Here is a 25,254-nt window from a genome sequence, read left to right on the forward strand (position 1 = left end):
TATACCAATTAAATCCTGACGACGCAACTGGAAGGGCGCGCAACTGAGCGTCGACGTCGCAGGCTCGAGATTTTCCTGCAGCACAACTGAGTCGGGGGACTGGGTTCGTTCGCGGAAGAGGGTGAAGTAAGTGGCAGAGGCACGGGTCTCCGCAGTCGCTGTAGTTGGCATGGGTTGCCGTCTTCCAGGGGGAATCGACTCGCCAGCGGCGCTTTGGGACGCCCTCATGCGCGGCGACAACGCGGTCACCACCGTCCCGCTGGACCGCTGGGATGCCGAGGAGTACTACGACCCGGAGCCCGGCGTGCCCGGCCGGTCGGTGTCGAAGTGGGGTGCCTTCCTCGACGACGTCGCCGGGTTCGACTCGGACTTCTTCAACATCAGCGAGCGCGAAGCGACGTCGATCGACCCCCAGCATCGGTTGCTTCTGGAGACGTCCTGGGAGGCCGTCGAACACGCCGGCATGGATCCAGCCGTCCTGTCGAACTCCCTGACGGGTGTGTTCATCGGAATGACGCACGCCGACTACCAGCTCCTCGCCGCCGATGCCAACGCCGTCGAGGGCCCGTACGGGTTCACCGGAAGCAACTTCAGCCTCGCGTCCGGCCGCATCGCCTACCACCTCGGCGTGCACGGTCCGGCCTACACGGTCGACTCGGCCTGCTCCTCGAGCCTGCTGGCCGTTCACATGGCCTGCCGCAGCCTGGACGCCGGAGAGAGCGACCTCGCCCTCGCCGGCGGCGTCTCGATCATGCTCGAGCCCCGAAAGATGTCCTCGGGATCGGCTCAGGGGATGCTCTCGCCCACCGGTACCTGCCATGCCTTCGACGTGAACGCCGACGGCTTCGTCTCCGGTGAGGCCTCCGCGGTGCTGCTGCTCAAGCGCCTCGACGACGCCATCGCCGACGGTGACCGAGTGTTGGCCGTCATCCGCGGTACCGCCGCCAACCAGGACGGTCACACGATCAACATCGCGACCCCGTCGCGCGACGCCCAGGAGACGGTCTACCGGTCGGCGCTGGCCGCCGGCGGTGTCGATCCCGACACGGTCGGCATGGTCGAGGCGCACGGTACGGGTACGCCCGTCGGCGATCCGATCGAGTTCGCCAGCCTGGCCGCGGTCTACGGCACCAACGGGCCCGTCGCCCTCGGTTCGGTGAAGACCAACTTCGGCCACGGCCAGTCCGCCTCGGGGGCCGTCGGCCTGATGAAGGCCGTCCTGTCGCTGCAGCATGCGACCGTGCCGAAGAACCTGCACTTCACGGCGATGCCGGACGAGATCGCCAGCATTGAGAGCAATCTGTTCGTGCCGCAGGAGGCCACCCCGTGGCCGACGAATGGTGAGCACCCACGTCGCGCTGCGGTGTCCTCCTACGGGCTGTCTGGCACCAACGTGCACGCCGTGCTGGAGCAGGCCCCCGAAGGTCAGTCGACCCGCATCGTCGACGGTGACGCCCCGGCGTCGGCGGTTTCCGGTGCTCTGCTGTTCCCGCTGTCCGCCACCACCGCGGAGGAGCTTCGCCGCTCCGCCGGCCGGCTGGCGGACTGGGTCGCGGCCGGCTCGGACGCCGAGGACGACGAGCGCGACCTGGCCGACCTCGCCTACACGCTGGCCCGGCGTCGTGCCCACCGCCCGGTGCGCACGGTCGTGCTCGCCCGCGACCGCGACGAACTCGTCACCGCCCTGCGCGAGGTCGCCGATGGCGACACCCCCTACGAGGCGGCCGTCGGCAAGGGCGACCGCGGCCCGGTCTGGGTGTTCTCCGGTCAAGGCTCGCAGTGGGCCGCGATGGGGGCCGACCTGCTGGCCACCGAACCGGTCTTCGCCGAGACCGTTGCCCGAATCGAACCGCTGATCGCCGCCGAATCCGGTTTCTCGGTCACCGCCGCGATGTCCGCGCCGGAGGTCGTCACCGGCATCGACCAGGTGCAGCCGACGGTGTTCGCCGTGCAGGTAGCGCTGGCCGCGACGATGAAGTCCTACGGCGTCGTACCCGGAGCGGTCATCGGCCACTCGATGGGTGAGGTCGCTGCCGCCGTCGTCTCCGAGGCGCTGTCGCTCGAGGACGGCGTCAAGGTGATCTGCCGGCGCTCGAAGCTGATGGCCACGGTCGCGGGTTCTGGTGCGATGGCCTCGGTCGAGCTGCCCGCGCAGCAGGTGCTCTCCGAGCTGGCCGCACGCGGAATCAACGACGTGGTGCTGTCGGTGGTCGCCTCGCCGCAGTCCGCGGTCGTCGGCGGCGCGAAGGAATCGATCCGCCAGCTGGCGGCCGAGTGGGAGGCGCGCGGCGTGATGGCGCGCGAGGTGGCGGTTGACGTCGCATCCCATACACCCCAGGTCGACCCCATCCTCGACGAGCTGACGGAGTCCCTCGAGGACATCTCGCCGATGGAGCCGACGGTCCCGTACTACTCGGCAACGCTCTACGACCCCCGCGACCCCGCCGAATTCGACGGGTACTACTGGGCCGACAACCTGCGGCACGCGGTGCGCTTCGCCGCTGCCGTGCAAGCCGCTCTCGAGGACGGCTACCGCGTGTTCGGCGAGCTGTCCCCGCACCCGCTGCTGACCTACGCGGTCGACCAGAACGCGCGCAGTCTCGACGTCCGCCTGGCCGCCCTGGCCGGCATGCGGCGCGACCAGAAGCTGCCCCATGGCCTCCGTCCCTTCCTGGGGGCGCTGCACGATGCCGGGGCAGCGATCGACTACGCCGCGATCTGGCCCACCGGCGAGCTCGTCGACGCGCCGCTGCCGACGTGGAACCACCCCCGCCTGATCCTCACCAGGGACGGGCAGGAGCAGGGTGCCTCCACCCTGGCCGTGCACCCGCTGCTCGGTGCGCACGTTCGCCTTCCCGAGGAACCCGAACGTCACGTGTGGCAGTCCGACGTCGGCACGGACGCTCAGCCATGGCTCGGCGACCATCAGGTGCACGGCGTGGCCGCGTTGCCCGGCGCCGCCTACTGCGAGATGGCGATCGCCGCGGCGCGCACCGTGCTCGGCGAGGCGTCCGAGGCTCGCGACATCGTCTTCGAGGAGCTGCTGCTGATCGAGGAGTCGACGCCGGTCTCGGCGGTCGCGGCGGTGACCTCCCAGGGGAACACCGACTTCCAGGTGACGACCCGTCAGGAGGGTCAGGAAGTCCGACGGGCCACCGCCGTCCTGCACGCCGCCGACGATGCCGACGCACCGTCTCCCTACGACGTGGCCGAGCTGTTGGCCGCCCACCCCGTGGAGCTGGCCGGCGGCGAACTGCGCGACTGGTACGCCGCCCGCGGCATCCAGTACGGCCCGGCGTTCACCGGTCTGACCACGGCCCACGCGACCGAGGGTCCCGGCGGTTCGGTCATCGCCGAGGTCGCGCTGCCGGGTTCGATCCGGTCGCAACAAGGTGCCTACGGCATCCACCCCGCGCTGCTCGACGTCTGCTTCCAGGCCGTCGGCGCCCACCCCGATCTGCATGCCGACACCACCGGCACGTTGATGCTGCCGCTGGGCGTGCGCCGGTTGCGGACCCACGGCTCGACGCGCAACGCGCACTACTGCTATGTCCGGCTGGTCAGCGCCAGCTCCGGCGCCGTCGAGGTCGACATCGAGGTGCTCGACGACCTCGGTGCCGTGCTGCTGACGGTCGGTGGCCTTCGCCTCGGTACCGGAATCTCCGAGCAGGGCCAGCGCGACAAGCGGCTGAACGAGCGCCTGTTGACCATCGACTGGCGGCGCCTGGAGCCGCCGGCCACCGACGTCGTCGGCAGCGGAAACTGGTTGCTGATCGACACCTCGGACGAGTCGGACATGTTCGCTCACGAACTGGCCGACGTGCTGAAGGCCGGCGAGGCCGACGTCACCGCCATGACGTGGCGCGCCAGCGACGACCATGCCGCCCGTGGCGAGCTGCTCCGGCAGACCCTTGCGACCCGCCCCAGCGTGGGCGTCGTCGTGGTGCAGGACCCGCAGGCATCCGTGGCCGACCCCGTCGGCTCGGGATCCGACCACGTGCGTCACCTGGTTCGCATCACCAAGGTGCTGCCCGACGTGCCCGGCGAACCGCCGCGACTGTACGTGCTGACCCGCGGCGCGCAGAGCGTGCTCGCCGGTGAGGTTCCGAACCTCGCGCAGGGCGGGATCCGCGGGCTCGTCCGGGCGATCGGGATGGAGCAGCCCCGCATGCGGCCCACCCAGATCGACGTGGACGACGCCACCGACACCAGGCTCGTCGGTGCCGAGCTGCTCTCGAACTCCGACGAGGACGAGACCGCCTGGCGCGACGGTCAGCACTACGCCGCCCGGCTCAACGTGACCCCGCTGCAGCCCGAGGAGCGCCACACCACGGTGGTTCACCCGGAACGCGACGGCATGCGCCTGCAGATCCGCACGCCAGGAGACCTGCAGTCCGCCGAGCTCGTGGCCTACGAGCGGACCGCTCCGGGACCCGGACAGATCGAGGTCGCCGTCTCGGCGTCGAACCTCAACTTCGCCGACGTCCTGGTCGCCTACGGTCGCTACCCGAGCTTCGAGGGCCGGATGCCCCAGCTTGGTGCCGACTTCGCGGGCGTGGTCACGGCCGTCGGCGCCGGTGTGACCAACCACCGCATCGGCGACCGCGTGGCCGGCATCTCGGCGACGGGTGCCTGGTGCACGTTCGTCACCTGTGACGCCAACCTCGCGGTCAGCATCCCGGAAGACCTGCCCGATGCCGCCGCGGCGGCGGTTCCCAGCGCCCACGCCACCGCGTGGTACTCGCTGCACGACCTGGCCAGGATCGGTACCGGCGACAAGGTTCTGATCCACTCGGCCACCGGCGGCGTCGGACTGGCCGCGGTGGCCATCGCCAAGGCTGCAGGTGCCGACATCTATGCGACCGCGGGCACTCCCGCCAAGCGGCAGATGCTGCACGACATGGGCATCGCGCACGTCTACGACTCGCGCACCATCGACTTCGCCGAGCAGATCCGGCGCGACACCGACGGCTATGGCGTCGACGTCGTGCTCAACTCCCTGCCCGGTGCCGCTCAGCGGGCGGGTCTGGAACTGCTGACCTTCGGTGGGCGATTCGTCGAGATCGGCAAGCGCGACATCTACGGTGACACCAAGATGGGCCTGTTCCCCTTCCGGCGGAACCTGTCCTTCTACGCCGTCGACCTCGCCCTGCTGACCTTGGTCACGCCGGACACCCTGCGCAACCTGCTGGAGGTCATCTACCAGCAGATCGCCGACGGGGTCCTGCCGCCGCCGCAGACCACGCACTACCCGCTGGCCGACGGCGCGATCGCGATCCGTGCGATGGGGGCGGCCGAGCACACCGGCAAGCTGGTTCTCGAGGTGCCGCGGAGCGGTCAGTTCGCGGCCGTGGTTCCCGCCGACAAGGCGCCCGCGTTCCGCACCGACGGCGCCTACGTCGTCACCGGTGGCCTCGGCGGACTGGGCCTGTTCCTGGCCGAGAAGATGGCCGCCGCCGGGTGCGGGCGGATCATCCTCAACGGCCGGTCCGCGCCGAAGCCCGAGACTTTGCGCGTCGTGGAGAAGCTGCGTCGTTCGGGTGTCGAGGTCGAGGTGGAGCTCGGCGACGTCGCCGACGCGGGCACCGCCGGGCGCCTGGTCGCCGCCGCGACCGCGACGGGGATTCCGCTGCGCGGCGTGCTGCACGCCGCGGCGGTCGTCGAGGACGCCACGCTCGGCAACATCACCGACGACCTCATCGATCGGGACTGGGCACCGAAGGCCATGGGCGCCTGGCGGCTGCACGAGGCCACGGCGACCGCACCGCTGGACTGGTTCTGCTCGTTCTCCTCGGCGGCCGCGATGGTCGGTTCGCCAGGACAGGGTGCCTACGCGGCCGCCAACAGCTGGGTGGACTCGTTCACCCGCTGGCGCCGCGCCCAGGACCTGCCCGCGCAGGTGATCGCCTGGGGCGCCTGGGCGCAGATCGGCGCCGGGCAGGCGATGGCGGACAACGCTGGCATGGCGATCGACCCGGAAGATGGCGCGTACGCCTTCGACACGCTGATGCGACACACCCGCGTCTATAGTGGATACGCGCCGGTCGCGGGGGCAGCGTGGCTCACGGCGTTCGCACAGACCAGCCCGTTCGCCGAGGCGTTCGCTTCGATGGGGCAGGACCGTGCGGGGTCCAGCGAGTTCCTCGACGAGCTCCGTCTGCTGCCTCGCGAGGAGTGGGCGGCGCGGGTCCGTCGGCTGATCTCCGAGGAGATGAGCCTGATCCTGCGGCGATCGGTCGATGCCGACCGGCCGTTGTCGGAGTATGGCCTGGACTCGCTGGGCACTCTGGAGCTGCGCACCCGACTGGAGTCCGAGACCGGCGTGCGGATCGGTTCGACGGACGTCACGACCGTGCGGGCACTCGCCGAACGTCTCAGCGAGATGATCGCCGCGGATCTGAACGTCGAGGCCTCCACGACGGCGGCTGACTCGTGATCGACCCACTAGCGCCGAAGACGTCGCTCACCGAAGCACGACGAGCGGGGGAGAGATAGATGGTTGCGATCAAGGCGATCCACGACTGGATCGGAGCGTCCGGCAGCGTGGTGTCCTGGCATCCCTCACCGGCGAGTCGCGCCAAGCTGGAGAAGGCACCGGTCAGTGACGTGCCGGCGAGCTACCAGCAGGCGCAACACATTCGGGGCTATCTGAGCCACCTGGCGGGCGGCACCGACATGGCGCGGCTGAACATCCCCGCGTGGGACATGCCGGGTCAGTGCGATCTGCGCGCGATGACCCACGTCATCAACGCCTACCTGCGCCGGCACGACACGTATCACAGCTGGTTCGAGCTGACCGATTCCGACGAGATCGTTTGCCACACCGCCACCAACCCGCGGGACGTCAACTTCGTGCCAACCAAGCACGGTGAGATGACGGCGACCGAATGGCGTGAGCACGTGCTCGCGACGCCCAATCCCCTTCAGTGGGATTGCTTCTCGTTCGGCATCATCCAGCGTGCCGACCACTTCACGTTCTACATCAGCATCGACCACCTGCACACCGACGCGATGTTCATGGGTCTGGTGCTGGTGGAGATCCACATGATGTACGCGGCGCTGGCCGGGGGAGCCGCGCCCATCCCGCTGCCGCCGGCGGGTAGCTACGCCGACTACTGCGTCCGCCAGCACGACATGTTGTCGGCTCTGACGCTGGAGACGCCGGAAGTCCGGGAGTGGATCTCGTTCGCCGAGCGCAACGACGGCACCATGCCCCACTTCCCGTTCCCGCTCGGTGATCCGCCGTGGTCGGTGACCGGTGACCTGGTCACCGTCCGGCTGATGGACAAGCAGCAGTCCGACCGCTTCGAGGCCGCGTGCACCGCGGCCGGCGCCCGCTTCATCGGCGGCGTGTTCGCGTGCGCCGCACTGGCTCAGCAGGCACTGACGGGCTCGACCGACTACCACGTCATCACCCCGACGACGACGCGGCAGACCCCTGCGGAGTTCCAGACCACCGGGTGGTTCACCGGCGTCGTTCCAGTCTCCGTGGCGGTCGATCCGGCGTCGTTCGCCGAGACCGCGCGAGCGGCCCAGGCTTCGTTCGATTCGCGGTTGTCGTTGGGCCCCATCCCCTTCGATCGCGTCCTCGAGCTCGCCGACGGGGCGCTCGGTTTGCGCACGCCCGATCCGGGGGTGCCGATGGTGTCCTTCCTCGACGCCGGGCTGCCGCCGCTGTCGGCGAGCATCATCGCCGAGTGGGAGCGGATGAACGGCAAGGTCTACAGCGATGCGCGGTCGGCCTACCAGATCGGCATCTGGGTCAACCGCGGCGAACGGGAGACGTCGGTGACGGTGGCGTTCCCCAACAACCCGATTGCCCGTGAGTCCATCGACCGCTACCTGACCGCCATGACGGGGATCTATCAGAGCGTCGCCGACGCAGCCTCCCTGGCGCCGGTCCGCTCCCACGTGCGGCACGGGGAGGCAGTGCGCCGCAGCGCCGTTCGCGACCGCGAACACCTGTTGCCGATGGCCAAGGGCTGACCCAGGGTGTCGACGCAGGCCGGGCCGCGGACCGAGCAACGGTCCACTCGCCGCTTCCGGGGGGCGAACGGTGCCCAGCCAGCTTCGGATCACCTGCTCGACTACGTCGACCAGGCGCTCTACCTCGGGTTGCGCGCCACCGGGCAGTCCGCGGCCATGCAGATCGTCTGGGTGTACGAGCACCCCATCGACTGGGAGCGGCTGCGGCGATTTCATCGGGACTTCGGATTTGGCCTGGTCGGTAGGCTAATCGAGCCGTCGCCGTTGCCGTTTGGCAGGCACCGCTGGGTCGCTTGTCAGGGACCGGCGGCGCCGCTGGACATAGCCCCCTCGCCCCGCCCGCGCGACGAACTCAGCGACTGGGCCGACGAGCGGGCGCAACTGCCGATCGACCCCGAGTTCGGGCCGGGATGGCACATGAGCGTGCTGCCGATGACCGACGGTTCGACCGCCGTGAGCCTGGTCGGCTCGCACTGCATCGGTGACGGTGGCGCAGCCCTGCTGTCGATCTACGAGGCCGTTCTGGGAACAAGGCGCGATCTGGGCTATCCCGCGCCGCGGTCGCGCAGTCTCCCCCGAGCCGTCGTCGCCGACATCCGCCAGGTCGGCCGCGATCTGCCCGAGCTGGGTCGCACGCTCTTCGCGGCGGTGAAGTTCCTCCGCCGCAGGCGTCACGAGCAGATCGGCACAGCGCCGAAGGCACCCGTGATCGTCGGCCCCGACGCCGACGACGCCATCGTGGTTCCTGCCGTCTCGGTGCTGGTCCCGATCGAGCGGTGGGACGTGCGGGCCGCGGAACTCGGTGGCAACAGCCACTCGCTGCTCGCCGGCTTCGCCACGCGGATGGCCGTGCAGCAGGGCCGCGAACCGACGTCGGACGGGACGGTCGGTCTCATCGTGCCCATCAACGACCGCTCCCTGGAGGACACCAGGGCCAACGCCGTCACCCTGGCCTACGTCCGCGCCGACCCATCCCGCGTCACCTCGGACCTGTCCGTCACTCGCACCGCGATCAAGGAAGCGCTCCGGGTGATGCGCGAGGAGCCCGACGAAGCCCTGCGGATGCTTACCCTCACCCCCTTCGTCCCCAAGCGGGCGGTGCGCCGCGGGGCCGATCTCGCGTTCGCATTCGCTGCGCAACCGGTGTCGTGCTCCAACGTCGGCGACCTGCCGGTCGAGGTGGCGAGCGTCGACGGAACACCCGCCGAACAGGTGCTGCTGCGAGGTGTCGATCGGCACGTCACCCGGCGCGTACTCGAGGAGCGCCACGGTCTGCTGACGGTGGTGGCGGGCCGGTTGGACGGAAGGGTTTCGCTGACCGTCGTCGGCTACCAACCGGGCAAGGAGAACACCAAGGCGGCGTTGCGTGAGCGGGTGGCCGCCGTCTTGGAGGAGTTCGAGCTCACCGGCGTGATCGTATGAGCGAGCGGCTGGCCTACATCGACCAGGCGACATACCTGTCCTGGCATGCCACCGGCCGAGCGCAGCTCGTTCAGTACGTCTGGGTGTACACCCACGCCGTCGACATGGAGGGTTTGCGGGCACTGCACCGCAATCTCGGCTATGGGTTTGCCGGCCGGTTGATCGAACGGTCGGCGTTGCCGTTCGGACGGCACCGGTGGGTGGGTTCGGGCGGGCCCGCCGCGCCGCTCGACGTGGCCGAGGTGAGGCCGCCCGGCCAGCTCGGTGCCTGGATCGAGGAGCGCTCGCAGCTGCGCGTCGATCCAGTGGACGGACCAGGCTGGCACCTCGGCGCGCTTCCGATGACCGACGGCACCACCGCCGTCACGCTGGTCGCCTCGCACTGCCTGTTGGACCACGGGGCGTCGGTGCGCACGGTCATCGATGCCATCGACGGCACGCGGCGCGACTTCGGACTTCCGCCGCCGCGATCGCGTACGCGCCGGCAGGCGCTTGGCGACGATGCGCGGCAGCTACTGCACGATTTGCCCGACCTCGGCCGCACGATCACGACCGGGGTGAAGTTCGCGGTGCGGAGCCGTCGGGACCCTTCGTCGGCCGGTGCGGGCCGGCGGCCCGTGCCACCCGTGCGTGGCCTCGACGGCCCGGTGGTGCTGCCCGCGGTGTCGGCCATCGTCGACGTCCGCGACTGGGACGCCCGTGCCACCGAACTCGGCGGAACCGGGCCCTCGCTGCTCGCCGGGTTCGGCGCGCTGCTGGGGGAGCGTCTCGGCCGGGCTCACCCCTCCGACGGCAAGGTCACCCTGCTGATCGCGATGAGTGATCGTGGCGGGGATGACGACCGCCGCGGCAACGCGATGAAGATCGCCTCCGCGACCGTGGACCCGTCACCAGTCACGACGGATCTGACCGCGGCCCGGTCAGCGGTCCGCGAGGTGCTCACCAAACTGCGCACCGGGCCCGACGACAAGCACGCCCTGCTGCCGATCACCCCCTTCGTGCCCGCGCGCGCCGTGCGACGCGCCGCCGACCTGATCTTCGGTGACCTTCCGGTGTCGTGCTCCAACCTCGGCGACGTGCCGGCCGAGATGGCCTACGCCGACGGCACGCCGGCCGAATTCATCCTGTTCCGGCCCATCGACCAGGGGGTGACCCGGCACGCACTCGAGCGGGCCGGGGGGCAGCTCGTGGTGGCCGCCGGTCGTGTCGCGGGCAACATGTCGATCGGCGTCGTCGGCTACGAGGTCGGCGCGGAGAACACCCGAGAATGGCTCGCGGACAAGCTGGTTCGCACGCTCACCGACTTCGGCCTCAAGGGCACCATCATCTAGGTGCCGGTGGGCGTCCTCGAGTGGCCGCCGCCTCGAGCAAGTCGGCCGCCGTTGCGACGCTCTGCACGACGGGGGTGGTCTGGCTAGCAGCCAGCCGGGCGCGCTCCTGGCACTCCGGTGACAGCGCGGTCCGCAGCACCTTGGTCAGCGAGCGCGCCGTCGTTCGCGAGAAACGTTGAGCACCGCCCACTTTCATCCGGTTGATCCGAGACGCCCAGACCGGTTGGTCGGCGGAGACCCACAGCACCACGGTGGGCACACCGGACCGCACGCTGGCGGCCACCGTTCCGGCACCGCCGTGGTGCACCACCGCCCGGCAGGCCGGAAAGACCTTGGCGTGGTTGACCGCACCGACGAGTTTGACCCCGTCGTCACGAGGAATCGCCTCGACGTCCCACACGCCGGTACTGATCACGGCGCGCTCACCGAGTTCGGCGCACACCGAGGTGATCATCGCGATGGCGCTCGCCGGCGACTCGACGGGCATGCTGCCGAACCCGAAGTAGATGGGCGGCGGGCCGGCCGCGATCCACTGGTCGAGGTCCTCGTCGTCGGCCGTCGGCAACTGCAGCGACAACGATCCGATCAATGGCCGGGTGCCGTGCCACTCCCGGCTCAGCCCGGGAAAGAACACCTCGTCGTAGGCCTGGATCTCCAGGGCCCCGCCCTCGACGATGCGGCGGATCGCCCGGGTGCGCGCCGGCGCCAACCCCAGCGCGCGCCGCTGGGCGTCCTCGGCGGCCTTGAGCACCCTCCAGTGGCCCCACTCGGCAGCCGACCAACCGGCGCGCAGAACCGGCCCCGGCAGCCGTACCGGAAGCACCTCGGTGTTCATCCGGCAGGGAAAGTAGTGCAGCGCCGCGAGGGGGAGATCGCGCGCCTCGGCAACGTTCGCGGCGACCTCCTGATAGGTGGTACCGGTCAGGATGAGATCGGCATCGGCGGCCAGATCGTCGACGGTCTGGCTCATCTCGGCCCAGCCCTCGGTGACGTACTCCCTGGCGCGACGCACCACCGTCATCGGATTCTGCAGCTTCCACCAGTCGCGGAACAGGTCGGCCTCGAGCTGCTTTTGCGAGTCGACGCCATAGGGTTGCACACCCTTCAGACCAGCGGATTCGGCGAATCCAACCAGATTGGGCGGCACCGCAATTCGCACCTCGTGACCGCGGCCGACGAGCTCTCGCGCGACGGCTGCACACGGCTCGACGTCACCCCGGGTGCCGTGCACGGCCACTGCGAACCTCATCGGCGCCGATTCCTTCGATCGGTACGAAACATCGTCCTGTTCATACGGTTATCCGGATTTGGTCCACGCACACACGATTAGAGCATGACGAGGCCGTGAACGTTGCCACGAGTATCCTGGCGTAGCTAACCGACTGACCACTGGTGATAGCTGGCCGGTGTAACCTCACATGATGTTCAGCCGCGCCGACATTCGTGGCGTCTCTGTGCATGAGGCGTTCGAAGCACTGGGTCGATTCGTCGTCCGGCGCCCGGTCGCGATCATCGTCTTCTGGCTAGCGCTGTGCGGCATCCTCTTCGCGTTGATCAGCCCGCTGTTCGTGGTGGCGCAGAAGAATCCGCCGGACTTGCTGCCGAAGGACTCCCCGGTTCTGGCGACTGCCGAGCACATGAAGAACGCGTTCAAGGAAGCCGATGGCGGCAACCTCGCGATCGTCGTGCTGTCGACCGACAAGGACAAGTTGTCCGCGGCCGACGAGGACACCTACCGCAAGTTGGTGGGGGTTCTCAAGGCTGACACCAAGAACGTCAAGTCGACCCAGGACTTCATCGCCATCCCCGAGCTCCGCGACGCGATGACGAGCAAGGACCAGAAGGCCTGGACCCTGCCGATCAGTCTCGAGGGGGGCATGGGGTCCGGCCCCGGCCAGGAGGCCTACCGAAACACCCTCGAAGAGGTCAAGAAGGCGACCGAGGGCTCGGGTCTGAACGTCAACGTGGTCGGTGCGTCAGCCACGTTCGACGACCTCAACAAGATCGGTGAGCACGACCAGTTCATCATCGAGGTCTCCACCGTCGTCACCATCTTCACCATCCTCGTGCTGGTCTACCGCAACCTGGTGGCGATGCTGATGCCGCTGATCACCATCGGCGTCTCGATGGGCGTCGCCCAGCAGGTGGTGGCCGGCCTCGGCGAACTCGGATTGCCGATCGGCCCCCAGACCATGGTGCTCATGACCGGCATGCTGATGGGCGCCGGCACCGACTATGCGGTGTTCCTGTTCAGCAGGTATCAGGAGTGTCTGCGAAAGGGGATGGACTCCGACGAAGCGGTGATCTACTCCCTGGCGACGATCGGCGAGGTGATCGCCGGTTCCGCGGCGACGGTCGCCCTCACGTTCATGGGTCTGTCGTTTGCCTCGCTGGCGGTGTTCCTGACGGTCGGGCCCTCGCTGTCGGTCACCATCCTCATCGCCGTCCTCGCCGCCATGACGATGCTGCCGGCCCTCATCGTGCTGGCCGGACGCCGGGGCTGGGTCAAACCCCGAAAGGACCTCACCGGCCGGTTCTGGCGGCTTACGGCGGTGCGCATCGTCAAGCGGCCCAGGATGTACCTCGCCACGAGCTTGGCGATCCTGCTGGCGCTGGCGGGGTGCGCGACCCTGATCAAGTACAACTACGACGACCGCAAGAACCTCCCGGCCGATGCCGAGAGCAATCTCGGATACGACGCGCTCACCCGGCACTTCCCGGTGAGCACGACGATGCAGCAGTTCATCATGGTCTACGCGCCGGACGTCGACCTGCGGGCGCCGAAGTCACTGGCCGACCTCGAGCAGATGGCCGAACGCATCAGCCAGGTGCCCGGCATCGACATGGTGCGCGGCATCACCCGGCCCAACGGCGAGATGCTCAAGGAGGCGAAGTCGACCTACCAGGCCGGCGAGGTCGGCTCCAAGCTCGCCGACGCCTCGGGCTTGATCGCCACCAACGACCAGAACCTCAACCTGCTCGCCAACGGCGCCCACCAGCTGGCCGACGTCAACAACCAGATCCGCACCCAGGTGATCAACTCGATGGGGTCGATTCGCGAGGTATTCAGCGGCCTGATCCAGATCAAGGAAGCCATGGGTGACGACGTCACCTTCGACGACCTCGAGAAGCAGGCTGCCATCCTGGCCAACATGCGCTCGGTCGGCGACTCCCTTGGCAACAGCCTGGACACCGTGACCAACGCCTACTATTCGTCGAAGTCCATGCTCACCGTGCTCAACGGCAGTGTGGCCTGCAACATCGACCCCGCCTGCACCGCCTCGCGCGCCGAGCTGCAGCGCCGCGTCGACGGCTACAACGAGGCTGACATCCAGTACCTGCAGGCGCTGAGCAGGGGCTTGAAGGAGACCAAGGGCACCGACCGCGTCGACGACGTGGCGCGCAAGGTGGGAGCCAACCTCGAGAAGGCCATCGGCGGCCTGAAGGACCTCGGCATCGAGAACGAGGACGACCTCGACCAGAAGCTCGGCGAACTGCGCCAGAACGCCAACAAGCTCGCCGACTCAAGCAAGCAGCTCGCCGACGGCGTTCAGCTGCTGGTCGACCAGACGCGCAACATCGGCGGCGGTTTGGACCAGGCCTCGGGATTCCTACTGGCGATGAAGCGCGATGCCGCCGACCCCGCGATGTCCGGGTTCTACATCCCGCCGGCGGTGCTCACCCAGAAGGAGTTCAAGAAGGCGGCGCAGCTGTTCGTCTCCGACGACGGGCACACCGTGCGCTACCTGGTGCAGACCGCGCTGAACCCGTTCGGCGCCGAGGCCATGGACCAGGTGGACCAGATCGTCAAGGCGGCCGAGAGCTCGCGGCCAAACACCAGCCTGGCCAACGCGCAGATCTCGATGGTTGGCTTCTCGTCGTTCAACAACGACATCCGCAACCACTACGACCACGATCTGACCTACATCATCGCGATGACGTTGATCGTGGTGTTCCTCATCCTGGTTGCCCTGCTGCGCGCCCTGGTCGCTCCGATCTACCTGGTGTTGTCGGTGGTGCTGTCCTTCGTGTCCGCCATGGGCATCGGCGTGGTCTTCTTCCAGTTCATCCTGGGTCAGGACATGTACTGGAGCGTGTCGGGCATGGCCTTCCTGGTGCTGGTCGCGGTCGGCGCCGACTACAACCTGCTGTTGATATCCCGAATACGCGACGAGGCCAAGTACGGGGTCCGCTCCGCGGTGATCAAGACGGTGGGCGCCACCGGCGGCGTCATCACCTCCGCCGGGCTGATCTTCGCAGCGTCGATGCTGGCTCTGACGGTCAGCAGTCTGTCGACCGTGGTGCAGCTGGGCTTCGTGATCGGCGTCGGGCTGTTGCTCGACACGTTCATCGTGCGAACGATCACCGTTCCCGCCGTCGCCGTGCTGATGGGTGACAAGAACTGGTGGCCGTCGAAGACGCCACGGCAGGCCATCGAGGACGCCAGGAAGCGTGCCAGGGCCGACGAACGCGAGCAGGAGGTCGAGTGGTACGACGACGACCCCACCGGCCCCATCCGACGTCACTCACCGCCCGACCTGGACGATGGTGACGATGATCTGGACGACGACGGCTACGCGCGCGCCGTCCAGACCGCCAGCCGGGTCACCGCGGCCTGGCGCGACGAGTAGTCGAGCCGGGCATCAGGTGCCGGACGTGGCGGCAGCCCGGTAGCTGCCCATGGCCAGGGCACCCATCGGCACGCCGATGGCGATGATCCAGGCCGCCGTCCACAGCAGCGGGCCGAGTGCGAACCCGTCGCGCGCCAGCGCCTTCATCGACTCGATCGTCGGTGACATGGGCTGTTTGCTCACGAACCACGTCGCCCAGCCGGGCAGCAGATCCGGCGGGATCACCGCGGAGCTGCCGAACACGGCGCCGAGTGAGAAGGTGTTGATCCACGTCAGCACGACCCGGCTCTGGCAGCGCAGCGCCACCACGATGACCATGGTGGCGTAGACCGACACCCAGAGCACCGGAATGAGCACGAAGAGCACGGCCGCACCGGGACCGCCATGGAACCGCAGCCCCAACAAGATGCCGACGGCGACGATGACCACGGTGGCGGCCAGAGTGCGCGCGGCCTCGGCGAGCAGGGTTCCCGCCAGGGCGCTGGCCCGGTGCACCGGCATCATCCAGAAGCGGCTCAGCAGTCCGTCGTCGCGTTCGTCCGGAATGGAGAGGGCCGCGGCCAGTGCTCCCGACATGCCGCCGGCCACGGCGCACATCGAGACCACCACGTCGAGGCCGTCACCCCCGGTGAGGCGCATCATGGATTTGCTGACGAGCATGTAGTAGACGATCAGCAAGATCGTCGGAAATAGCAGGGACTGCAGCGGCACCAGCGGTGCGCGCCGCCAGTGGGTCAGCAGCCGACCGGCGAACACCATGCTCTCGGCGGCGAGTGCACGGCGCTGGGACCCGAGGGTGGTCATTGCGTTCCCTGGCGTCGATGTAGCGCCAGCCAGCCAAGGCCCACCAGCAGAGCACCACACCACGTGATGGTCGTCAGCAGATTCGTCACCTCGACCGAGCCGCTGGCGAAGCCGCGCAGCGTCTCGGTGATCTGGGAGATCGGCTGATACTCGACGAAGGGTTGAACCCAGCGTGGAAAGGACTCCACCGGCGCCATTCCGGTGGAGAGCAGCACCAGCAGGAACTGGGGGATGAGCAGTAATTGGCTCGAGGTGTCCGAGCGCTTCGCTCGGGCACCAGCCGCCTCGGCACCGAACGACAACGCCAGCGTCAGCACCAGTGAGACCACGACGAACGCGATGCCCATGTCAAGACCGCCCTGCATCCGGAACCCGAAGGGATAGGCGATCGCAAAGGCGGCGATCAGGGCGAGCGCGCCGCGCAGCAGGCAATAGAGCATTCGGGCCACCATGGGCGCGTGAGCCGAGATGGGCAGCGTCCGCAGCCGCGTGCCGAGCTCGGAGGAGCGCTCCCTGGCAGCCAGGTCGGCGGTGTTGAGCGCCCCGAACAACATCGCCTGCACCACGACCGCGGGCAGTACATACTGCGGGTAGCCGATGCCCCCGGTGTCGATGATGCTGCGCAGCGCGGCGTTGAACCCCACGAACGTCAGCACGGGCGCCAGTACCGCGAATGCCAAATCCAGATTGCGCCAGGAGGCACGGACCTGCCGTTCGGTGAGGGCGACGACGGCGGTCATACTGGCAGCGTGGGGCCCGTGAGGTGCAGGAACACCTCGTCGAGGGTGGGTTTGCGCAGCGAGACGTCGAGCAATTCGACGTCGAGTTCCTCGAGCCGGCGAAAGACGTCGCCAAGCGTCCGCACTCCGTGCGGAGCGGGTACCGCAACGGTGTTGGCGGCGACGTCCACCTCGGTGCCTTCGTAGCCGCCCAGGGCAGCCGTGACCCGCGCCAGATCCTCGGGATGCAGGGGCGTGACCTGGCAGTAGCCGTATCCCATCCGGCGCTTGAGCTCCTCGGCCGTGCCCTGGGCGATGACGCGACCCGCGTCGAGGATGACGATCGAGTCACTCAGGACGTCGGCTTCCTCCAGGTATTGGGTGGTCAGCAGCACGGTGACGTCCTGCGCCGCGAGCGCGGTCACCAGTGCCCAGACGTCGCGTCGACTGCGGGGATCCAGACCGGTCGTCGGTTCGTCGAGGAAGAGCACCTTGGGCGGCGTCACCAGCGAGACGGCGATGTCGATGCGTCGGCGCATTCCTCCGGAGTAGGTCGCCACCCGGCGGTCGGCGGCGTCGACGAGGTCGAATCGCTCGATGAGTTCGTCGGCCCGCACCCGCGCCTGTCGTCTTCCCATCCCGCGCAACCGGGCGAACAGCACCAGGTTCTCCCGACCGGTGAGCGCCAGGTCCAGCGCGGCGTCCTGACCGGTCACCCCGATGGCTTCCCGCACCCGGGCGGCGTCGGAGACCACGTCGTAGCCCGCGACGGTCGCCCGACCCGAGGTCGGTTCCAGCAGGGTCGACAGGATCTTGACGGCGGTGGTCTTGCCGGCGCCGTTGTGACCGAGAAGACCGCAGATCGAACCGGTCGGAACGGTGAAGCTGACGTCGCGCAGGGCCGGAAGCGGTCCGAACGACTTGCCGAGCCCGTTCACCTCGATCACGACGCGAACACCGCCAAGGGCCGGGCGTCACGGTGAGTGTGGTTGACACCCTTCATCTTTGGCCTAGCCTGAGCTCGTCACGCATCGAGCCGGACGAAACCGCCCCGACGATACTGCTCTACGCACGCCTGCCTGCGAATCTTGCCACTGGTCGTGATCGGAATGGATCCGCGCGAGACCAGTACCAGATCGGCGGCGCTGATGCCGTGTGCCTGCGAAATGGCCGACGTCACATCGCTCTTGACACCGGCGAGCTTGGTGGCCGTCTCCTCTGGCGTCGCCCGTTCCTTCACCTCGATGATCGCCACCAATTGTTCGGTGGCGTCCTCCTCGACGGAGATGGCGGCGACGCGGCCACCGGAGACGGCGCTGACCGTTGCCTCGATGTCGTCGGGATAGTGGTTGCGACCGCGGACGATCAAGAGATCCTTGATGCGTCCGACGATGAACAGCTCGTCGTCGGAGAAGAAGCCCAAATCACCTGTCCGCAGCCAACTCTGGTCGGGAATGCCCTCGGTGGGATTGGCGAGGACACCGGCGAAGGTGCTCTCCGTCTCCTCGGGCTTGTTCCAGTAGCCCGCGCAGACGTTGTCGCCGTGCACCCAGATCTCGCCGACGGTGCCGGCCGGCGCCTCCAGGCTGGTGTCGGGGTCGACGATGCGCACCAGGGGCGACTCGGGCATGCCGTAGCTGATCAACGGAGTGCCGGTGGTACTGCGTTTGGCCATTCCGGCGGTGAGCTTCTCGGTGTCGAAGACGACGACCGACGGCGGCTCGCCCGGCTCACGGGTGGCCACGAACAGGGTGGCCTCGGCCAGGCCGAAGGAGGGCCGGATGACCTTTCCGGGGAAGTTGAACTTGGCCAGCCGCTGGGTGAACCGCTTGACCGAGACGGGTTGTACGCGCTCGGCACCGCAGATGATGGCAAGCACGTCGCCAAGGTCGAGCCCGGCGAGGTCGTCATCGTTGGTACGGGCTGCGGCCAGGTCCAGAGCGAAGTTCGGCGTCGCGGTGAGTGCCTTGGACCGGATCGCGAGCTGCTGCAGCCAGCGGGCCGGACGCTGCAGGAATGCGATGGGGCTCATCAGCACCGAGTGCCACCCGCCCAGGATGGGCGCGCAGATGCCCAGGATGAGACCCATGTCGTGGTAGAAGGGCAGCCAGGACACCACGGTCGTGCCAGGGGGCGCGACCTTGCCCCAATCGCTGAGCAGAGCCGCCACCTGCTGCTCGAAGTTGGCGAACAGGTTGCGCTGCGACACCATCACGCCCGCGGGCGTGCGGGTGGATCCCGAGGTGTACTGCAGATAGGCCGTCTCGGGCGGGGTCTCGCGACGCGACGTCGACCTGCGGCGCACGCTGAGATCCAGCTGGTCGACCTCGAGCACGGCTGGCGCGGGCGCATCGCCCTGGGCCGTCGCATACGGCGCGACCGAGTCGGCGTGGGCGTGGGTGGTCAGGATCACGGTGGGAAGGGCGTCGCGCATCACCGCCGCGACTCGCTCGTCGTGTGCGCCCATGGCAGGCGTCGACAGCGGCACGGCCACCACGTTGGCCTCGAACGACGCCAGGAAGGCCAATACGTAGGCCATGCTCTGCGGCGCCAGGATGACGACGCGATCGCCGATCTGGGCATGCGTGCGGATTTCGGCGGCCAGGGCGATCACCCGCTGCTGCAGCTGCGCCCACGTCAACGTCTCCTCGACACCCTCCCACTCGACGTCGTAGTCGATGAAGGTGAACGCGGGATCGTTCGGCTGCAGGCTCGCTCGCTCGCGCAGGATCGCGGGAATGGACGAATCCAGCATGGGCGGTCCTTTCTGCAGCGCAAGTCGATGTTTGGGTCGAGCTTAGGGAACCCGACCACGCATTGCGCAATGTAGTGAGAATGACTATGGCACAGTATGTTCGCTGGCTCGACTACGGGCAGCTCACACGGCCTTCGATTCGCGTTTGCTGCAAATCCGTTGCCCTTCCCCATTTCTCGTACCAATGGACCGAAACCGGCGGCGTTGACGTCCGGCAACCCGCTGATCAGGGTTTTCCCGCGCCTGCCATGGAGGGGCCCCCGCTACTTCACGATCGCGCCGATAGCCAGCGTCGGCCATGGTGCATGCGGTCGCGGCCAGCCCCCGACTAGCTGGGGTTGCCGGCACGGGTCAGTGCGTCGCCTTGCTGAACCACCTGGTCCTGACCCGCCAGGAGTAGGCCGACGTCAGGGCGAACCCGGCGCCGCAGGCGCAGGCGAACACCCAGACCAGCGTGCCGTTCTCGATTGGCTGCAGCCCCGGTGTCCAGGCGGTCAGAATCCGGACCACGCACGCGATGATCCCGCTCATCGAGGCGGCGAGGTAGACGTTGGCGATCTTGCGCGAGCGGGGATCCTTGCGCAGCACCAGCAGTGCGCGCGCGCCGAACCCCAGCAGGTAGATCAGCGTGCCGCAGAGCAGCGTCCAGTAGACCGCGAGCCAGAAGTCGGTGTGCAATTCGAAGAAGTCGGCACTGTAGATCGCTGCACCGTTTCCGAGGGAGAACGTTGCCAGTAACAGCGGGATGCACAGGGTCGCGGGCCGTTCCACGTACTGCTTGAACGTGCTTTGCAGGGCATGGTCGTCCTGCAGGCGCCCCAGGGCGTTGTAGACGACGGCCGAGGCAGCCACCACGTACATGTCGTGGCCGATGTAGTCCTCGAGGTTCCACATGCCGGTCAGCGAATGCAGCCAGTGACCGAGCGTCTCGGACGCCAAGGGAGTCATCAGCAGAACGGTCGCGCCCTGGAGGGCGATGTTCAAGGTCGCGGCAACTTCCCACCGACAGGACCAGGTGACACGGCGGATCCACAGACTCCAAGCGATACACGCCAGAGTGAAGACGATGAGGATGGCCAAACCCATGAGATTCTGCTTTCGAGCCAGGTTCTGTCAGCTAATGGTCGGTTATAACGGTGGAGCGTCGCGCCGCGGAGCCAGATCGCGCAACCTCGGGCGGCGAACGGTCCGCCGATCGACGACGGGTTCGGCGAGCGTGGCGACCGACAGCGGGGCGGACTCGACGTAGCTCCACACCTCTTCCCGGCTCATCAGACCAAAGCGAACCTGCAGGTCGGGATAGCTGAGGTCGAAGCGGTCGGCGACCAGTCGCAACTCCTCGGCGTTCGGATAGTCGGCCTCCTTGATGCGGCGGTAGTAGGTGCTGCTGGAGGTACCAAGGGCATCGAAGATCGCCTTGGCGTCGACGTCACCGTCGAGCAGGTAGTCCAGCAGCGTCTTTAGCTGCCTGCCATTCTCATCAGTACGTGGCACGCGCCATAGCTTAGCTGCTCTCATCAGAAATGGGCAGCCCCAGCCGCAAACGGAGCAGCTGGGCCCTTATTGACACAGCCGTCACAGTTCTGGCAGATGTGTCCCATATTTGGGACAGTCGTGTAGCGTGCTGACCATGACGCGCGCAAACTTGCAGCTGACCGATTACGACGCCGACGGTCGGCCTTTCATCGAGGACCTCGACAAGGTGGCGTCACCATTGCCCGAACTCCTCACCCTCGAGCTGTTCGGCGCCGCCGACGCGCTGGGGCTAACGAGCGGAGAGATCCTGCTGGCGGCTCTCGGCCGCACCATCGCGCGCGTCATCGGAAGCGGCGCCGTCCTGGTCGACGTTCCTGGCTACGGCGCTAGCGTTCACCCGATGGTGCTGCCCTGCACGGCGGCGCAGTATCTGGACGCCGACGACATGCTCGAGGGCGTGCACCATGCCCTCGATTCACTGGCCGTTCGCCACGTCGTGCACGGCGTGCCCAACGACCCGCGTTCGCAGTCGGTGTCGGAGGTCTTGTTCGTCAACGCCGACGAGGCGGTCGTCCGGCCCCACCTTGGCCACGTACTCGAGCTGCACGCCTACCGAAACGGCGACACCGTCGCGCTGGACTGGTGGTACGACACCCGTAGCTTCGAGCCGTACACGATCGCGGAATTCGCCGAGCAGTTCCCGCTGGCGCTGATCGAGCTGACGTCGGAGGCCACGCCTCCAGTCCATGCCACGCACGAATTGGCCCTCGCGCACTAGTACACTCCTCGTCACGGCGTCGATCCGGCCATCACCGGGGAGCCTTCGGAAGAACGGCGACCGGGCACCAGCTCCGGCTGCTCACTAGACCCGAACGGTCGGGCCCGTCATCGCCCACATTCGAGCGGCGTGTCATCGGCACGCAAGCGGGGTGGTACCGCGGTGTCCGCGCGCATGCGCGTTCGTCGTCCCCGTGCCTGATCGACCATGGGCACAGGAGACGAGAAGACGTGACGGCCTACCCGAAACCGGCGAGCGGAGCACCCAGCTTTCCCGACCTCGAAGTCGAGGTCCTCGAGTACTGGGATCGCGACGGCACCTTCCGGGCCAGCATCGACCAGCGGCACGGCGCGGAGGAATACGTCTTCTACGACGGACCCCCCTTCGCCAACGGCCTTCCGCACTACGGCCACCTTTTGACCGGTTACGTCAAGGACATCGTCCCGCGCTACCAGACCATGCGGGGACTGAAGGTCGAGCGGCGATTCGGCTGGGACACCCACGGTCTGCCCGCCGAGCTCGAGGCCCAGCGTCAGCTCGGCATCACCGAGAAGGCGCAGATCGAGGAACTGGGCATCGACCGGTTCAACGAGGCGTGTCGGGCCTCGGTGCTCAAGTACACCGAGGAATGGCGCGCCTACGTCACGCGCCAGGCCCGCTGGGTCGACTTCGACAACGACTACAAGACCCTGGACCTCACCTTCATGGAGTCGGTGTTGTGGGCGTTCAAGCAGCTGTGGGACAAGGGTCTGGCCTACGAGGGCAATCGCGTCCTGCCGTACTGCTGGAACGACGAGACGCCGCTGTCCAGCCACGAGCTGCGGATGGACGACGACGTCTACCAGAACCGCCAGGACCCCGCTCTGACGGTGGGATTCCGGATATCCGGGGACGGAGCGCTCGCCGGGGCTCACCTGCTGATCTGGACGACAACCCCGTGGACGCTGCCGTCGAACCAGGCCGTCGCGGTCAACCCAGAGGTGACCTACGTGCAGGTCGAGGGGCCGGACGGCCGTCGCTACGTGCTCGCCGAACCGCGGGTGGCGGCCTACGCGCGGGAACTCGGCGAGGAGCCGAGCGTGCTGGGCTCCTACCGCGGCAGTGAGCTGCTCGGCCTTCGGTATGTGCCGCCGTTCCCTTACTTCATGGACTCGCCCAACGCATTTCGCGTGCTGCCCGGTGACTTCGTCACCACCGAGGACGGCACCGGCATCGTGCACATGGCACCGGCCTACGGCGAGGACGACAAGGCCACCGCCGACGCGGCGAACATCGTGGCGGTCACCCCGGTGGACTCGAAGGGCCGGTTCGACGTGACCGTGCCCGACTACTCCGGCCAGCACGTCTTCGACGCCAACTCGCAGATCATCCGCGACCTGAAGAATCAGTCGGGACCGGCTGCCGCGAACGGGGCCGTACTCCTTCGGCACGAGACCTACGACCACTCGTACCCACACTGCTGGCGGTGCCGCAATCCGCTGATCTACCGGGCGGTGTCGTCGTGGTTCATCAAGGTCACCGAGTTCCGTGACCGGATGGTCGAGCTCAATCAACAGATCACCTGGTACCCCGAACACGTCAAGGACGGCCAGTTCGGTAAATGGCTGTCGAACGCCCGTGACTGGTCGATCTCGCGAAATCGCTACTGGGGCAGCCCCATTCCGGTGTGGAAGTCCGATGATCCGGCCTATCCGCGGATCGACGTCTACGGCAGCCTCGACGAGCTCGAGCGAGACTTCGGCGTGCGGCCCACCGACCTACACCGCCCCTACGTCGACGAGCTCACCCGGCCCAATCCGGATGATCCGACGGGCCGCTCGACGATGCGCCGCATCGAGGACGTGTTCGACGTCTGGTTCGACTCCGGCTCCATGCCGTACGCCCAGGTGCACTATCCATTCGAGAACGTGGAGTGGTTCGCCCACCACAACCCCGCGGACTTCATCGTCGAATACATCGGCCAGACCCGCGGCTGGTTCTACCTGCTGCACGTGCTGTCCACCGCACTGTTCGACCGCCCGGCGTTCCGCACCTGCGTATCCCACGGGATCGTGCTGGGCAGCGACGGGCAGAAGATGAGCAAGTCGCTGCGCAACTATCCCGACGTCACCGAGGTGTTCGACCGCGACGGTTCCGATGCGATGCGTTGGTTCCTGATGGCCTCGCCGATCCTGCGGGGTGGCAACCTGGTGGTGACCGAGCAGGGCATCCGCGAGGGCGTGCGCCAGGTGTTGCTGCCGTTCTGGAACGCGTACTCGTTCCTGGCGCTGTACGCGCCTAGGAAGGGCACCTGGCGCACCAATTCGACGCACGTACTGGACCGTTACATCCTGGCCAAGCTCGCGGTGCTCCGCGACGAGCTGACCGCGTCGCTGGACGTGTGCGACATCTCGATGGCCTGCGAGCAGCTGCGCCAGTTCACCGAGGCGCTGACCAATTGGTATGTGCGACGGTCGCGTTCGCGCTTCTGGGACGAGGACCCCGACGCCATCGATACCCTGCACACGGTGCTCGAGGTGACCGGCCGGCTCGCCGCACCCCTGCTCCCGCTGATCTCCGAGGTGATCTGGCGCGGCATCACCGGTGAACGTTCGGTGCACCTGACGAACTGGCCCAAAGCGCGCGAACTGCCCGCCGATCCGGGGTTGGTGGCCGCCATGGACCAGGTGCGCGACGTGTGCTCGGCGGCGTCGTCGGTACGCAAGGCCAAGAAGCTTCGCGTCCGGCTGCCGTTGCCGAAACTGACCGTCGCCGTGGCGAACCCGGATGCCCTTCGCCCGTTCGCCGGCCTGATCGCCGACGAGCTCAACGTCAAGGCCGTCGAGCTGACCGACGACATCGACGCCTATGGCCGCTTCGAGATGACGGTCAACGCCAAGGTGGCCGGCCCACGACTCGGCAAGGACGTGCAGGCCGCGATCAAGGCCGTCAAGGCAGGGCAGGGCGTGGTCAACGACGACGGCACGCTGACCGCCGGCCCCGCTACGCTGCGGCCCGACGAGTACAGCTCCAAACTCGTTGCTGCCGAACCGGAATGGACCGCCGAGCTGCCCGATGGCGCCGGCCTGGTGGTGCTCGACGGCACCCTGACCGCGGAGCTGGAGGCCGAGGGCTGGGCCAAGGACCGCATCCGCGAGCTGCAGGACCTGCGCAAGTCCACCGGGCTGGACGTGTCCGACCGCATCACGGTGCGCATGTCGGTGCCCGCCGAGCGTCGAGCGTGGGCCGACGCGCACGCGACGATGATCGCCGGGGAGATCCTGGCGACCGGATTCGAGCTGGGCGAGGCCCCCGACGGCGTGGAGATCGGGGACGGCGTGCGGGTGGCGCTGGCCAAGGCCTGAGCGCCGGG

General features: G+C 67.9%; 14 protein-coding genes. 7 read left to right on the forward strand and 7 right to left on the reverse strand.

Annotated elements, in window-relative coordinates; translation table 11 throughout:
* The first annotated feature begins 169 nt into the window (after positions 1 to 169).
* From pks2 to SBI80_RS15630, 4 genes are read left to right on the forward strand one after another with little or no spacing between them, the layout of a single operon-like run.
* A complete protein-coding gene (pks2, locus tag SBI80_RS15615) occupies positions 170 to 6,436 on the forward strand; it encodes a sulfolipid-1 biosynthesis phthioceranic/hydroxyphthioceranic acid synthase (RefSeq protein ID WP_413232733.1) in 6,267 nt (2,088 codons plus the stop codon).
* Between the two features lie 59 nt (positions 6,437 to 6,495).
* Positions 6,496 to 7,986, forward strand: coding sequence for a condensation domain-containing protein (locus tag SBI80_RS15620; protein WP_318975684.1), 1,491 nt, complete (start codon positions 6,496 to 6,498; stop codon positions 7,984 to 7,986).
* 6 nt (positions 7,987 to 7,992) lie between these two features.
* Entirely contained in the window at positions 7,993 to 9,408 is a 1,416-nt protein-coding gene (locus tag SBI80_RS15625; RefSeq protein ID WP_318975685.1) for a hypothetical protein, read from the forward strand.
* Positions 9,405 to 10,739, forward strand: coding sequence for a hypothetical protein (locus tag SBI80_RS15630; protein ID WP_318975686.1), 1,335 nt, complete (start codon positions 9,405 to 9,407; stop codon positions 10,737 to 10,739). Before SBI80_RS15625 ends, SBI80_RS15630 begins: the two co-directional genes overlap by 4 nt.
* On the opposite strand, the gene SBI80_RS15635 is transcribed toward SBI80_RS15630, so the two are convergent.
* Positions 10,732 to 11,988, reverse strand: coding sequence for a glycosyltransferase (locus tag SBI80_RS15635; RefSeq protein WP_318975687.1), 1,257 nt, complete (start codon positions 11,986 to 11,988; stop codon positions 10,732 to 10,734). The genes SBI80_RS15630 and SBI80_RS15635 overlap by 8 nt on opposite strands.
* A 205-nt stretch (positions 11,989 to 12,193) precedes the next feature.
* Between SBI80_RS15635 and SBI80_RS15640 the strand changes: the two genes are divergently transcribed.
* On the forward strand, positions 12,194 to 15,370 hold the full coding sequence (locus tag SBI80_RS15640; RefSeq protein WP_318975688.1) for an MMPL/RND family transporter: 3,177 nt from the start codon (positions 12,194 to 12,196) through the stop codon (positions 15,368 to 15,370).
* Positions 15,371 to 15,382: 12 nt separating this feature from the next.
* Here the strand turns inward: SBI80_RS15640 and SBI80_RS15645 are convergent, their stop codons facing one another.
* From SBI80_RS15645 to SBI80_RS15670, 6 genes are all read right to left on the reverse strand, one after another.
* Complete coding sequence (locus SBI80_RS15645) at positions 15,383 to 16,174, reverse strand: ABC transporter permease (RefSeq protein ID WP_318975689.1); 792 nt, start codon at positions 16,172 to 16,174, stop codon at positions 15,383 to 15,385.
* Positions 16,171 to 16,914, reverse strand: coding sequence for an ABC transporter permease (locus tag SBI80_RS15650; RefSeq protein ID WP_318975690.1), 744 nt, complete (start codon positions 16,912 to 16,914; stop codon positions 16,171 to 16,173). The genes SBI80_RS15645 and SBI80_RS15650 overlap by 4 nt, the downstream gene beginning before the upstream one ends.
* Positions 16,911 to 17,840: an efflux ABC transporter ATPase subunit, DrrA-related gene (locus SBI80_RS15655; protein WP_318975691.1), complete on the reverse strand. Its 930-nt coding sequence runs from the start codon at positions 17,838 to 17,840 to the stop codon at positions 16,911 to 16,913. The genes SBI80_RS15650 and SBI80_RS15655 overlap by 4 nt, the downstream gene beginning before the upstream one ends.
* 77 nt (positions 17,841 to 17,917) lie before the next feature.
* Positions 17,918 to 19,648, reverse strand: coding sequence for an AMP-binding protein (locus SBI80_RS15660; protein WP_318975692.1), 1,731 nt, complete (start codon positions 19,646 to 19,648; stop codon positions 17,918 to 17,920).
* Positions 19,649 to 19,999: 351 nt separating this feature from the next.
* On the reverse strand, positions 20,000 to 20,734 hold the full coding sequence (locus tag SBI80_RS15665; RefSeq protein ID WP_318975693.1) for a hypothetical protein: 735 nt from the start codon (positions 20,732 to 20,734) through the stop codon (positions 20,000 to 20,002).
* Between the two features lie 42 nt (positions 20,735 to 20,776).
* A complete protein-coding gene (locus tag SBI80_RS15670) occupies positions 20,777 to 21,142 on the reverse strand; it encodes an XRE family transcriptional regulator (protein ID WP_318975694.1) in 366 nt (121 codons plus the stop codon).
* Positions 21,143 to 21,278: 136 nt separating this feature from the next.
* Here SBI80_RS15670 and SBI80_RS15675 point away from each other — a divergent pair, with 136 nt between their 5' ends.
* Positions 21,279 to 21,902, forward strand: coding sequence for a hypothetical protein (locus SBI80_RS15675; protein ID WP_318975695.1), 624 nt, complete (start codon positions 21,279 to 21,281; stop codon positions 21,900 to 21,902).
* 230 nt (positions 21,903 to 22,132) lie between these two features.
* Positions 22,133 to 25,246 (forward strand): isoleucine--tRNA ligase, encoded by a 3,114-nt coding sequence (gene ileS / locus SBI80_RS15680; protein WP_318975696.1) that lies wholly within the window; start codon positions 22,133 to 22,135, stop codon positions 25,244 to 25,246.
* The last annotated feature ends 8 nt before the right edge of the window (positions 25,247 to 25,254 follow it).

Source organism: Mycolicibacterium sichuanense, from assembly GCF_033741125.1.
Lineage (GTDB): Bacteria > Actinomycetota > Actinomycetes > Mycobacteriales > Mycobacteriaceae > Mycobacterium.

Coding starts and splice junctions, on each gene's coding strand:
- SBI80_RS15660 (WP_318975692.1), bottom strand. CDS start 19,648: ATGCTGGATTCGTCCATTCCCGCGATCCTGCGCGAGCGAGCGAGCCTG.
- SBI80_RS15665 (WP_318975693.1), bottom strand. CDS start 20,734: ATGGGTTTGGCCATCCTCATCGTCTTCACTCTGGCGTGTATCGCTTGG.
- pks2 (WP_413232733.1), top strand. CDS start 170: ATGGGTTGCCGTCTTCCAGGGGGAATCGACTCGCCAGCGGCGCTTTGG.
- SBI80_RS15620 (WP_318975684.1), top strand. CDS start 6,496: ATGGTTGCGATCAAGGCGATCCACGACTGGATCGGAGCGTCCGGCAGC.
- SBI80_RS15630 (WP_318975686.1), top strand. CDS start 9,405: ATGAGCGAGCGGCTGGCCTACATCGACCAGGCGACATACCTGTCCTGG.
- SBI80_RS15645 (WP_318975689.1), bottom strand. CDS start 16,174: ATGACCACCCTCGGGTCCCAGCGCCGTGCACTCGCCGCCGAGAGCATG.
- SBI80_RS15635 (WP_318975687.1), bottom strand. CDS start 11,988: ATGAGGTTCGCAGTGGCCGTGCACGGCACCCGGGGTGACGTCGAGCCG.
- SBI80_RS15650 (WP_318975690.1), bottom strand. CDS start 16,914: ATGACCGCCGTCGTCGCCCTCACCGAACGGCAGGTCCGTGCCTCCTGG.
- SBI80_RS15675 (WP_318975695.1), top strand. CDS start 21,279: ATGACGCGCGCAAACTTGCAGCTGACCGATTACGACGCCGACGGTCGG.